An 11,498-nucleotide genomic window follows, 5' to 3' on the forward strand; every position below is an offset into this window, starting at 1 on the left:
ACAGCTCCTTTCATTTCTTCGGCTTGATGGTTGCGCAGGTTCCATCCGACCGGCGCGTAATGGTCGTGCCGTCGGGGCGGGTCACGCTCGCGGTCGCAAAGCTATCTCCGCCCGAGGATCCGCTCGTCACCGAGGATGAGGAACTGCTGCTGGCAGACCCACCGCTCGCTGTCGTGCCGCCGCCAACCGTCGTCGACGAGGATACGCTGCCGGACCCGGCTGTGACTGACGACGAAACGCCGCCTCCTTCCGACTGTTCTTGTTCGATGACCATGCAGGTCGAACCGTCGTCAAGTTTGACCTCTTTCGACGCGGCATGGTCAGGGGCGGCCATAGCAGCCGCGAACAGTGCCGCGACAACCGGGAGAAAATATGAACTGGAGGTCATCGGGCCTCCTCCTTATGGAAACGCTGGCTTCGGAAGGGTGCTCCGAAGCCAGCCGATTAACGTCAGCAGGACGGCCTGTTGCCCTTGGAGCCATCCTTTTTGGCGAGGCCAGGAGGACAATTCTTATTGCTCTCATCATCCTGGGCGGCGTCGCGGGCGCTGTTTTCATCGCCTTGGACACTGCCGGTGGTCTCATCCGATGTTCCGCCACCCGATCCAGCGGCTGAACCACCGGTTCCAACGGAGCTGCTGGAGCTTCCGCCGCCTGCGGAAGAGCCGCCAGTGCCAAGGGTCGAAGCGGAGCCGGCGCTACCCGAGCCGGCGGCTGATCCGCCCGTTCCCACGGAGCTGCTTGACGTACCGCCGCCGGCCGAAGATCCGCCCGTTCCCAGTGTCGATGCAGAGCCGGACTGGCAATCGCTGGTGTTCGGATCGCAACCGCTGCCAGCCGAGCTTCCGCCCGTTCCGACGGTGCTGCTTGAGGTGCCGCCGCCGGCGCTGGTGCCGCCGGTGCCGATCGTTGTGCTAGATTGCGCGAACGCGCCCAGCGTGGTGCCCGCGAGAAGGCCTGCCGCGAGGGCCGTCCTGATAAAATACCGCATTGGAGTTCCTTTCCTGACGTTGATGTCCTTGAGGCTGCAACCTGCCTACCAACCCAAACCAGCATGACGTGTTCCGGGCTGGGACTTCGGACCGAAGGGACGCCGGCGCATAGTCTGGAAGCCGATCGGACCTTGGTCCATTCGGCGCGTGCATAGGTCCGAGCGGCGATTGCGAATGGAACGCGGCTGGCGTGTTATTCGTTTTGCACGCTTGGTTTTTCGCGGAACACTTCTCAACAAACTGATGGTGCTTGCCCTGGAGGGGGGCAATCGCCGCTGCAGCAGTGCACGGCGGCGCCGATTTCCAGCGTGTCGCCGTCAGTCATGGTCGCGTGACCGGTGATTGGATCTGCAGAAAATGCGGAATGAGCATGGAAGAGCCAGTGCGGCGCCTATCGAGCGACGCGAATTCATCTATTCCCGAAGTATGAATCCGGTGGAACAGACGGCCACTCTTGGAGTTTTGTCGGAACACGTCCGTGTGAAAGAGGAAGGTTTGTGCCATGTCGCCCTCAACTTCATCCGTCCATGTCGTTGCTCCGGATGACCACATTCTAACGATCCAAGAGGCATTGGAGCCTTTGTACATGAGACTCGAGCAGGAGGCGGAGGCCAAGTTGCTGGAGGCTGCGGTGTCTGCAGGCTGGTCAGCCGAGGAAGCACTTGAAGCGATCGACGAACTAAAACGGCATGAACTGGAGGCAATGGCCACCCAGCACTAGATCACGATGATTCTAGGTCGGGTCGACCTTAAATCATGAACAATTCCAATACATAAGAGCGGAAGGCGGCGGAAAACCCCACAAACTTTTTCCTCATCCCCCTCTCAGCTACTTTTAGGTCGTCTGGCTGGCGGATTTGGAGCACCGGAACAGCTCCAGTTTCTCGGCGAGTTCGGCAACCGATACCGGTTTGCCGATCGTTGCGAGCGCTGTGTGTGGGTACTCGGCGGCAATCGCTTCCTGGCCGGTGACGAAGATGCTCGGGATGCCGCGTTGGCGAAGCCACTTTGCGGCAGCCGGGCCGGTGCGACCGTCGGCCAGATCGATATCCACCAGCACCCCGTCGGCGTCGATCGTCTCTATCCTGCCAACCAGGTCGGCGAAGCTGCTGGCGGAGCCTGCAAAGACATACCCCAGATCCTCGATCATCGCCTCAATGTGAAAGACGATCAGCGGATTGTCTTCAAGATAGAATATCCGCAACGGCGACGCGGAAGATTCCATGCGCCCAACCTCCTATGCCTCCCTAAGCGGCACGCGCGGAAGCGGGCCCGATAGGGTGCAACGCAATCCCTGTGGATGAAACAGGATGATCGGCGGCGTGCCAAACAGACTGTTCAACGCCGAGCGGATGTACCTCGTTCCATATCCGCTCCTCGTCGGCTCCGACACTGGCGGGCCTCCGCTCTCGATCCATTCAAGGGTCAGCACGTCGTCGTCTTGCGAAACGGACCATTGCAGGCTGATCCGGCCCTCCGGCTGGGAGAGGGCGCCGTATTTAAGCGCGTTGGTCGCCAACTCATGGAGGCAAAGCGCGAGCGTAGTCGCGGCATCCGGGCGCAGCAGGACCGTTGGACCTGTGAAGACAAGGCGATCCGTGCCCTTTGCGCGATACGGACTGAGGGTCAGTTCAACGACGCTGGAGAATTCGACCGCTTCACCGTCCGCCTGAAAGACCGCCGAATGTACGTTGGCAAGCGCCGCGAGCCGGCCCGCGAAATCGTCGGCGAACTCATCGAGTGAAACAGCGCGCCGCCGGGTCATCTGGAAGATGGAGGAAATGCTGGCCAGGATGTTCTTTACCCGATGATTGAGCTCGCGTCGGAGTTCGATCTCGCGCTCGATGCGGTCGCGTATGTCGCGTTGACGCAGCCGCGCCAGCAGAATCGACTGGATACCGCTCAGCAATTCCAAAGTCGTGACAGGACGCTGGTAATAGAGCTGGCGTGAGCGGGGCCAGGCTGCCGACAGCTCGGCGCGGACGCGGGCTTGAGGCGCGGCGCGGTCCAGTAGGATAACGAGGGGCATCTCGGACCATTCAGGCTGGTCGATCAGATGGCGGCGGATAACCTCCAGTACCTCCGGATTGAGCGCCTCGTGGGTCGCGACAAGAACGCCTGGGCCTTGCTCCAACAGCGCCGTCAGCTCTTCCACGCCCTCCGCCCGCCTGACGGCCACGCCATTTTGGGCCAGGAGCGTTTCCAAATGCTCGGCGTCGCGCCGATAAGGCGCCATCGCCAACACCCAGTCGAGAGGGCTGTCATTTCCATCCACGAGCGATTACGCCTCCGGAAGCGGATTGTACGGGATCACCCCGACGCCTGAGCTTTGAATGAACAATTCGCGCACATCGAGATCGTGTGGCCCATGCCGCTTCTTTACGACCGTGATGCTGCGCCGAAGCCTGCCCTCGTGTTCCGCGATGCGCAGCAGAAGCACCGTGTCACCCAGGAAGCTCACATCGACGTCGATGCCTATGCCCTGGCCGAGCAGACCGTGCTGCGCGACGATGAGGATGGTGAGCACGCCGGCGCGGGCGAGATATTTGAGGAGCGACTGTATGTCGCGAACGGCCTTCTCACGATGTGGCAGGGAATTCAAATATCCGGTGAAGCTGTCGATGACGACGACCTTCACCTTCTCGCCGCTCACCGATTGCTGGACGATCTGGCCGAACTCTCCCGGCGAGATCTCGTTGGGATTGAAGTCGCGGATGATCAGCCGGTCATCCTGATGGAACTGACGCAGATCCATACCCAGCCCCTCGGAGCGCCGGAAGAATGTCTCGATGCGCTCCTCGAACAGGAAGAGCCCAACACTTTCACCGCGCTTGAGGGCTGCGGTCGCATAGAGCGACGCCATCGTCGATTTGCCGGTGCCCGCCTGGCCTATGACGAGCGTTGTCGTTCCCGATTCCTGCCCGCCGCCGAACATTTCGTCGAGGGCATCGACACCGGACTTGATCAACTGCGGCTTGACGGTTCTCGCCGCCTCACCCGGTACGATTCGCGGGAACACGACGACCCCTTCGCCCTCGCGAATTGCCATGTCGTGATAGCCATCGGCGACGGGAACGCCACGCATCTTGCTGACTTCGATGCGGCGGCGCACGCCCCCATATTCCTCGAGCGACTTGTCCAGGCGAATGACCCCGTGGGCAATGCCGTCGACCTCTTCGCCCGTTCGATCCGTCTCATATGTTTGCGTATCGAGCAGCAGAGCCACGATATTGCGCTGTGCGAGGAACGCTTTGAAAGCGATCAGCTCGCGTCGGAAGCGGGGTGAGTCGCCGGTAATCAGCCGTATTTCCAGGAGCGAGTCATAAACCAATCGGCTGGGCTTGTGATCTTCGATTGCGCTTTCGATCGTCTTTCTCGTTTCGTCCAAACGGAGTTCAGTCGTCTGGAAGATCGTCTGGTCGGCGGCGCGGTTGATTGAGTCGGAAGCGGAGAGTTCCTCCACCCTTATGCCATCGAGCGTCCAGCCGTGCGACAGCGCGATCGACTCCAACTCGGCTCTGGTCTGAGACAGACTGACATAGATGCAGCGCTCGCCTCGCGCGACACCCGCGCGGAGGAATTGCAGGGCCGCGGTCGTCTTGCCCGACCCCGGTGCGCCCTGGACGATGTAGAGATTTGATGCTGGCAAGCCGCCGCGGAGGATTTCGTCCAGCCCGGAGATACCAGAGCTCACTACTGTCTGCTTCTTGCGCTCTGCCACGTTCACCTCTCGATGATGTTCAACATTGAAGACGAGAATGAAAGTTAGGGCGTCCGGGTATGATTTCGAGTTCGAACTGAGAACAAGCTGAGGCAAACCGTAGTTGCGGCCACACACCGCCTTTCCGGAGCTCCGCAACGGAGAGCCGATTGCCGCCGGACCGAACGACTTCAAATGCGATCAGCGCCGAGACTTTGAAGAAGACGATGAAGTCAGTACGCGGCAGCTGCGCCCTGGATGCCAGTCTGCTGCCTCTAGTGGAATCGCCGGTCGGGTTCGCGCGAGGTCGGCTGCCGACCACATGAACGAGACAAGTCTTCAAACCGCCGCCTGGTTGCGTCCGGTGTCGCTAGCGCCGTCGTCGACCGTGAACAATGACCGTCGCTAAGAGGCGTGCGGGGTCCTAGGCCTTCGCATGCAGGGCGGCCGCCTTGGAGCGCTTCAGCGTGGTGGCGACCGAGACCTTGACGCCGAATTCGGAGGGCCGGTGGGCCTTGCCCTTACGGAAGCATTCGACCTCCGACGCATGCAGTCCCTAGCTTACGGCCGCGCTGGCGCTGCCGCATCGCAAGGCAAGCTTGTGAACGGTTTATCGCTGTCGCAATCCTACCAGCCGAGCCCCTCGGATATTTTCCTTGCGGCGTTCTTCAATAGGGCGATGTAACGCGGAATGTCGCTGTCCTGTGTCCGAAACGCTGGAGCGGCGATGTTCACGGCAGCGATGACCGAGCCGTCGAAGGCGAGCACCGGGACGGATACCGACACAAGCTGATCACTGACCTCGCCGCGGCTGACGCAATGACCGACCTCGCGAACGCGTTTCAGCTCCGCCTCCAGTTTGGCGCGGGTCGTGATGGTCCGGGCGGTGAAGCGCTCGAGCTTGTCGGGAATCATCTGCGCCTGGACCTGCGGCGGCAGGTAGGCGAGTAGAACCTTATAAGAACCCGCATGAAGCGGTCGGCGCCTTCCGATCATCGAATGCACCCGAAGATCCCGAGTCGGCTCGAACTTGGCGATGCAGAGGGACTCGCCGTTGTCGATGATCCTCAACTGGGTCGTTTCATTTACCTTCTGCCCGAGCTCCTCCAGGATCGGGTTTGCGATTCTGACCAGGTCGACCTGCGTCGACGCGGCCGTGCCGAGCACGATGGCGGTGTTTCCGAGGCGATAGGTGCCGCTACTACTCTTCCTGACCAGTCCTCGGCATTCCATTGTGCGTAACATTCGCAAGATTCTCGGCTTGGTCTCGCCAATGTTTCTGGCGATGTCGGCCAGCCTGCAGTCCGGATTCTTCGCGACGTCGAGAAGGACGTCGATGCAGACGTCAACCGATTGTACCGTCGAGCTTTTGTCTTGTTTTCGCCCATCGTTCATGGGGGGTTTCCGTAAAGTTGGTTTCCGGTTTTAGGGCCGGAATTCACTGTTACGATGAGCGTAACACGCTCGTTTTCCGTTTGACAATGGGCGTCCGGGAAACCTACGCTTTTTTCCAAGAGAGGCTCAGAACCGCTCGTCAGGCTGGCATCAGACCGGCAGGAAACCTCCAACTGGGATTTAACAACATGACCGCAAACATATTGACGCGAGCAGCCGTCGCTCTGCTAGGCACGATCGCCATCCCTGTACTCGCCACCGCGCAGGAGAAGACCCCCCTGACGATCGGCATGTCGACGACGCCCACTACCCTCGATCCGCATGAGGACAGCTCCGCGCCAAACAACGCGACGTCCCGGCATATCTGGGACAGTCTCGTCAACCTGACGGGCACGTCGGCCAACAACCCGGAACTGGCGACCGAATGGAAGGCCGTCGACGACACCCACTGGGAGTTCAAGCTGCGCAAAGGCGTGAAGTTTCACGATGGAAGCGAATTCAATGCCGACGACGTCGTCGCCTCGCTGCTGCGGGCCCGCGACAAGCCGAGCCAAGGTTTTGCGTCCTACACTCGCAGCATCGCGAACGTCAGCGTCAAGGACCCATTCACCGTCATCGTCGAGACGAAGGTTCCCGATCCACTGATCCTCAATTCTGTCAGCCGCATCCGCATCATCAGTGCCGACTGCAAGGACGCGTCGGTCCAGGACTTCGACAGCGGCAAGTGTGCGATTGGGACTGGGGCCTATTCCTTCGTCTCCTATACGCCGGGCGGCGACCTGACGATGAAGCGGAACGAGGAATATTTCGCCGGCGCGTCGCACTGGGCGAACGTCACCCTGCGCTTCCTGCCCGACGACGGCGCCCGGCTGGCGTCGCTTCTGTCGAATGAGATCGACATTATCGAAGCCCTTCCGGCCGACGGCATGGCGCGTGTCGAGGCGAGCGAAAACCTCCAGGTCATTAACGGCCAGTCCTCGCGCCTCGTCTATCTCGGCATGGATGTGAGCCGCGATGCCTCGCCCTTCATCAAGGCGACGGACGGTTCGGACCTCGGCAAGAACCCGCTCAAGGACATCCGCGTCCGCCGCGCCATGCTGATGTCGATCAATCGCCCTGCCATCGTTGACCGCGTCATGCAGAAGAACGGCACCGTCGCCGACCAATTCGTCGCCGACGGCTATGCCGGCCATAGCGACAAGGTCGAGAGCGTCACCTATGATCCGGCCGCCGCGAAGGCGCTCCTGACAGAGGCGGGCTATCCGGAGGGCTTCAGCCTGACGCTGCACGGCCCCTCCGGCCGCTACGTCAAGGATGCCGAGGTGCTTCAGGCCGTCGGCCAGATGTTCACGCGCATCGGCATCCAGTCCAAGGTCGAGGTGATGCCCTGGGCCATGTATTCGGAAGCCTATGCAGAAGGCCAGTACAGCACCTATCTCGGCTCGTGGGGAGTCAACACCGGCGAGACGACCAATCCGACGGTCGCCCTGGTCGCTACGCGCGACGAGGCGAAGGGAACCGGGCGCTATAATGGCGGCGGTGTGTCGGACCCGAAGATCGACGAGGTGCTCGCCCGCGCGAGCTCGACCCTTGACGAGGCGGAGCGCGTTCCGCTGCTGCAGGAGCTGTCAAAGCAGACCTTCGACAATCTCTGGATTCTTCCCATGCATTACGAAAACGTCGTGCTCGGCGCCCGCAAAACGATCGCCTACACGCCGCGTGGCGACAAATACACGCTCGCCTATGAAGTGAAGCCCGCAAATTGACGGCGGGCCTGGGGACCGTGTGAGGCGGCCCCCCATTCTTGACTTTCCAGGAGACAATCATGCAGGAACTCGGAACGGGCGATGCCAATGCCCGGGCGAAGGCGATCTATGACTTCGGCCAGACGGCGATTTTCGCGTCGCAGGTCGACCCGCGCCTTCATATGCTGCTCTACGTCCCGCCAACGGCTGCCGATGGACGCAAACTCGACCTTCTGGTCGCCGTGCACGGCACGGGCCGCACCTCGGCCATCGACTTCCGCGACGGTTTCGCCGAATTCGGCCTCTACAACGATTGCGCAATCCTGTGCCCGATCTTCCCCGTCGGCGTGCTCGGCGACGGCGCGCGCTCCGGCTACAAGTTCATCGAGGAAGGCGCAATCCGCTATGACCGCGTCGTTCTCGCCATGGTCGAGGAAGTCGCTGCCAAATATGGGCAGGACTGGTCGACCTTCGCCATGTTCGGCTTCTCCGGCGGCGGGCATTTCACCCATCGGTTTGCCATTCTTCATCCGGAAAAGCTCTGGGCCGCGTCGATCGGTGCGCCTGGCTCGGTTACGCTTCTCGATCCGACGCGCGACTGGTGGGTCGGCATTCGCGACCTGGAGACCCGTTTCGGCCGGCCGTTTCAGCCGCAGGAACTTGCGAAGATTCCGGTGCAAATGGTCGTCGGCGACGCCGATCTGGAGACTTGGGAGATCACCCACCAGCCCGGCGGGCGGTATTACATGGAGGGCGCGAACGATGCCGGCGCGACGCGCCCCGAGCGTCTGGCGGCGCTTGCGAAATCGTTCCGCGATGCCGGCGTAAATGTGAGCTTCGAGCGTGTGCCGGGCGTCTCCCACGACCGGATCAAGGTGCTGGGCCACGTCAAGGCCTTCCTCGCAAAGGTATTGAAGGACCGTCGCGCAAGATGAGAAATGCAACCATTGTCGCGCCGCAGCCCGAGGCGGTGGAAGCGGGTGCTCATGTGCTCGAGCGCGGCGGCAATGCCATCGACGCCGCGCTCGCCTGCGCCTTCGTCCAGGGCGTCGTCGATCCGCAAATGGCAGGCATCGGCGGGTTCGGCTCCATGCATGTGCACATGCCGAAGAAGGGTGTGCACGAGATCCTCGAATTCTACGCTCGCGCCCCCTTGAAGGCGACACCGGACATGTGGCTGGGCGCGATCAAGCATCAGAGCCGGGACGGCTTCGGTTACGTCCTGGAAGGCAATGTCTCTGATATCGGCTACCTTGCGGTCTGTACGCCCGGGTCTCTCAAGGGCTATGAGACGGCGCTCAGAGACTACGGCACGTTCGACTGGGCGGACCTCATCGCGCCAGCGATCCGCTATGCCCGCGACGGCTTCATGATCCGCAGCCACATGCACTGGTATTGGACCAAGGACCAGTCGAACGACGGCTTCGCCAATACGTCTGAAAAGCTGCGCTATTCCGCCACCGGTCGGCGCGTCTATTTCCATGAGGACGGCAATATTCGCAATGTTGGGGAAATGCTCGTCAACACGGACATGGCGCAGACGCTCGAACGCATCGCGCGCAGCGGCGGATCCGACGTCTTCTACCATGGCGAGATCGCCGAGCAGATCGCCGAGGATTTCAAGGTCAATGGAGGCCTGATCGGCCGGCAGGATCTCGCGCGCTACGAGCTGTCGCGCGTGAAACCCGTCTGGGGCGAATATCGCGGGCACCGCATTGCCACATCGCCTCCGCCGGGTTCCGGCTTCCCGATGCTCGAACTCTTGCACATCATGGAACAGTTCGACGTCGGCGCGATGCAGCACGGCAGCGCCGAGCACATCCGCATCCTGTTCGAGGCCATGAAGCGGATGACGATCGACAAGGACGCCCATATGGGCGATCCCGCCTATGTCGAAGTGCCATACGAGAAGCTGCTGTCGCGCGACCATGCAGCCGCCCTGGCCGCGTCGATCAAGGCCGGTGAAAGAGCCAATGTCTCGCGCCTCGACCGGTCGCAGCGCGAGACGACCCATATCTCGGTTATCGACAAGGACGGTAACGCCGTCGCCATGACCCACACGCTGGGCAGCCCGTCCGGCGCGATCACGGATGGCCTCGGTTTCATGTACAACGGCACCATGAGCCGCTTCAATCCGGTTCCAGGGAAGCCCGGTTCAATCGCTCCCGGTAAGCGCCGGCCGAGTTCCGCCGCGCCGACCATCGTCTTCAAGGACGAAGAACCCAGCATCGTGATCGGTGCACCGGGCGGGAGCTATATCGCCCCGGCCGTCGCACAATGCCTGATGAACATGATCGACTTCGGCATGCCGGTGCTCGAGGCGGTCGTCGCGCCGCGGATCGTCGGCGTGTCGAACACCATCGACATCTGCAACCGCATCCGCCATTCGGTGGAGGACGAACTGCGTGCGGAAGGGTATCAAGTGGCGCGGTCGCCTCAGACCTACGCCTTCGCGGCGGTCCACGCGATCAGGATCGAAAACGGCGTCTCCAAGGGAGCCGCAGATCCGCAACGCGACGGGATGGCAATATCTGTCGCCTAGGTCACGACGATTTTAGCGCGGATCGACCTAAAATCATGAAGGTGATCGATTCTATTGGGTCAGAGCGGAGTGCGGGCGGAAAACCGCTCGAAGCGAAACCGCTTCGGCGTTGGACAATGCGGTAAAAACAGGGGCCTGGAGCAGTCAATGGTCACATCGATAATCAGGCGGTTGATACAGGCGGTGTTCGTCGTCGTCGCGATGACGGTGATCGTATTCATCGGCGTAAACGTGATCGGCAATCCGGTCGATATCCTGATCAACCCCGACGCCAACCAGGCCGAGCGCGCCCGTGTGATCGCCCATTATGGCCTCGACCAGCCGCTCTGGCGGCAATATCTCCTGTTCCTGCAAGGTCTGCTGCACGGTGATTTCGGCGACAGCTTCGTCTATGGCCGCCCGGCCATGGGGCTCATCCTGGAACGGCTGCCGGCAACGCTCGAACTGGCGATCTCGGCTTTGACGATCGCGCTCGTCTTCGGTCTGCCGCTTGGTCTTTACGCCGGTCTCTATCCGAAACGGGTCTCGTCGAAGCTGATCATGAGCGGCTCGATCCTCGGATTTTCACTGCCGACATTCTGGGTCGGCCTGATGCTGATCATGGTCTTCTCGGTCGAGCTGGGCTGGCTGCCGACCAACGGGCGCGGCCAGACGCTGGAGCTGTTCGGCGTGCAATGGTCGTTTCTGACCGGCGAGGGGATCAGGCATCTCCTCCTGCCCGCCTTCAACCTCGCTCTGTTCAAGACGTCCCTCATCCTGCGGCTGACCCGCGCCGGGGTGCAGGAGGTCCTGCCCCAGGATTATGTCAAGTTCGCCCGGGCGAAGGGTTTGCGCGAGCGCCGGGTGATCGCCGTGCACGTGCTCAAGAACCTGATGATCCCCGTCGTTACGATCATCGGCCTCGAATTCGGCTCGCTCATCGCCTTTTCGGTTGTAACCGAAAGCATCTTCGCCTGGCCGGGCATGGGCAAGCTGATCATCGACTCGATCAACCTGCTCGATCGGCCCGTCATCGTCGCCTACCTGATGATGATGGTTCTCCTCTTCGTCGTCCTGAACTTCATCATCGACGTCTGTTACACCATCCTGGATCCGCGGGTCCGGCTGGATTCAAAGGCTTAGACG

The 11,498-nt window shown here is 61.4% G+C and carries 11 protein-coding genes and 1 pseudogene; 5 read left to right on the forward strand and 7 right to left on the reverse strand.

Features of this window, described 5'->3' with window-relative positions; all coding sequences use genetic code 11:
- Positions 1–10: 10 nt before the first annotated feature.
- Positions 11–388 (reverse strand): hypothetical protein, encoded by a 378-nt coding sequence (locus M1D34_RS19815; protein WP_498783849.1) that lies wholly within the window; start codon positions 386–388, stop codon positions 11–13.
- A gap of 62 nt (positions 389–450) precedes the next feature.
- A complete protein-coding gene (locus M1D34_RS19820) occupies positions 451–990 on the reverse strand; it encodes a hypothetical protein (protein ID WP_498783851.1) in 540 nt (179 codons plus the stop codon).
- Between the two features lie 503 nt (positions 991–1,493).
- Between M1D34_RS19820 and M1D34_RS19825 the strand changes: the two genes are divergently transcribed.
- Positions 1,494–1,712 (forward strand): hypothetical protein, encoded by a 219-nt coding sequence (locus M1D34_RS19825; RefSeq protein WP_498783853.1) that lies wholly within the window; start codon positions 1,494–1,496, stop codon positions 1,710–1,712.
- A gap of 114 nt (positions 1,713–1,826) precedes the next feature.
- Here M1D34_RS19825 and M1D34_RS19830 read toward each other — a convergent pair whose 3' ends face one another.
- The 5 genes and pseudogenes from M1D34_RS19830 to M1D34_RS19850 all read right to left on the reverse strand — a co-directional run bounded on the left by M1D34_RS19830 (position 1,827) and on the right by M1D34_RS19850 (position 6,086).
- Entirely contained in the window at positions 1,827–2,216 is a 390-nt protein-coding gene (locus tag M1D34_RS19830; RefSeq protein ID WP_498783855.1) for a response regulator, read from the reverse strand.
- Positions 2,217–2,228: 12 nt separating this feature from the next.
- Positions 2,229–3,266 (reverse strand): sensor histidine kinase, encoded by a 1,038-nt coding sequence (locus M1D34_RS19835; protein ID WP_498783857.1) that lies wholly within the window; start codon positions 3,264–3,266, stop codon positions 2,229–2,231.
- Positions 3,267–3,272: 6 nt separating this feature from the next.
- A complete protein-coding gene (locus M1D34_RS19840; protein ID WP_498783859.1) occupies positions 3,273–4,712 on the reverse strand; it encodes a DUF7125 family protein in 1,440 nt (479 codons plus the stop codon).
- A 406-nt stretch (positions 4,713–5,118) separates the two neighbouring features.
- Positions 5,119–5,284 (reverse strand): annotated as a pseudogene (locus M1D34_RS19845) (IS5/IS1182 family transposase); the annotation flags it as partial.
- Positions 5,285–5,318: 34 nt separating this feature from the next.
- On the reverse strand, positions 5,319–6,086 hold the full coding sequence (locus M1D34_RS19850; protein WP_498783861.1) for an IclR family transcriptional regulator: 768 nt from the start codon (positions 6,084–6,086) through the stop codon (positions 5,319–5,321).
- A 188-nt stretch (positions 6,087–6,274) separates the two neighbouring features.
- On the opposite strand from M1D34_RS19850, the gene M1D34_RS19855 reads away from it, so the two are divergent.
- The 4 genes from M1D34_RS19855 (at position 6,275) to M1D34_RS19870 (ending at position 11,495) form a co-directional block, all read left to right on the forward strand.
- Positions 6,275–7,852, forward strand: coding sequence for an ABC transporter substrate-binding protein (locus tag M1D34_RS19855; protein WP_498783863.1), 1,578 nt, complete (start codon positions 6,275–6,277; stop codon positions 7,850–7,852).
- 59 nt (positions 7,853–7,911) lie between these two features.
- Positions 7,912–8,766: an alpha/beta hydrolase gene (locus M1D34_RS19860; protein ID WP_498783865.1), complete on the forward strand. Its 855-nt coding sequence runs from the start codon at positions 7,912–7,914 to the stop codon at positions 8,764–8,766.
- Entirely contained in the window at positions 8,763–10,373 is a 1,611-nt protein-coding gene (gene ggt, locus M1D34_RS19865) for a gamma-glutamyltransferase (protein WP_498783867.1), read from the forward strand. Before M1D34_RS19860 ends, ggt begins: the two co-directional genes overlap by 4 nt.
- 147 nt (positions 10,374–10,520) lie before the next feature.
- Complete coding sequence (locus M1D34_RS19870) at positions 10,521–11,495, forward strand: ABC transporter permease (protein WP_498783869.1); 975 nt, start codon at positions 10,521–10,523, stop codon at positions 11,493–11,495.
- The last annotated feature ends 3 nt before the right edge of the window (positions 11,496–11,498 follow it).

The organism is Ensifer sp. D2-11, assembly GCF_054161295.1.

What these genes read in the sequence shown, in the direction of transcription:
- M1D34_RS19815 (WP_498783849.1), bottom strand. Translation starts at nt 388, where the DNA reads ATGACCTCCAGTTCATATTTTCTCCCGGTTGTCGCGGCACTGTTCGCG.
- M1D34_RS19820 (WP_498783851.1), bottom strand. Translation starts at nt 990, where the DNA reads ATGCGGTATTTTATCAGGACGGCCCTCGCGGCAGGCCTTCTCGCGGGC.
- M1D34_RS19825 (WP_498783853.1), top strand. Translation starts at nt 1,494, where the DNA reads ATGTCGCCCTCAACTTCATCCGTCCATGTCGTTGCTCCGGATGACCAC.
- M1D34_RS19830 (WP_498783855.1), bottom strand. Translation starts at nt 2,216, where the DNA reads ATGGAATCTTCCGCGTCGCCGTTGCGGATATTCTATCTTGAAGACAAT.
- M1D34_RS19850 (WP_498783861.1), bottom strand. Translation starts at nt 6,086, where the DNA reads ATGAACGATGGGCGAAAACAAGACAAAAGCTCGACGGTACAATCGGTT.
- M1D34_RS19855 (WP_498783863.1), top strand. Translation starts at nt 6,275, where the DNA reads ATGACCGCAAACATATTGACGCGAGCAGCCGTCGCTCTGCTAGGCACG.
- M1D34_RS19860 (WP_498783865.1), top strand. Translation starts at nt 7,912, where the DNA reads ATGCAGGAACTCGGAACGGGCGATGCCAATGCCCGGGCGAAGGCGATC.
- ggt (WP_498783867.1), top strand. Translation starts at nt 8,763, where the DNA reads ATGAGAAATGCAACCATTGTCGCGCCGCAGCCCGAGGCGGTGGAAGCG.
- M1D34_RS19870 (WP_498783869.1), top strand. Translation starts at nt 10,521, where the DNA reads ATGGTCACATCGATAATCAGGCGGTTGATACAGGCGGTGTTCGTCGTC.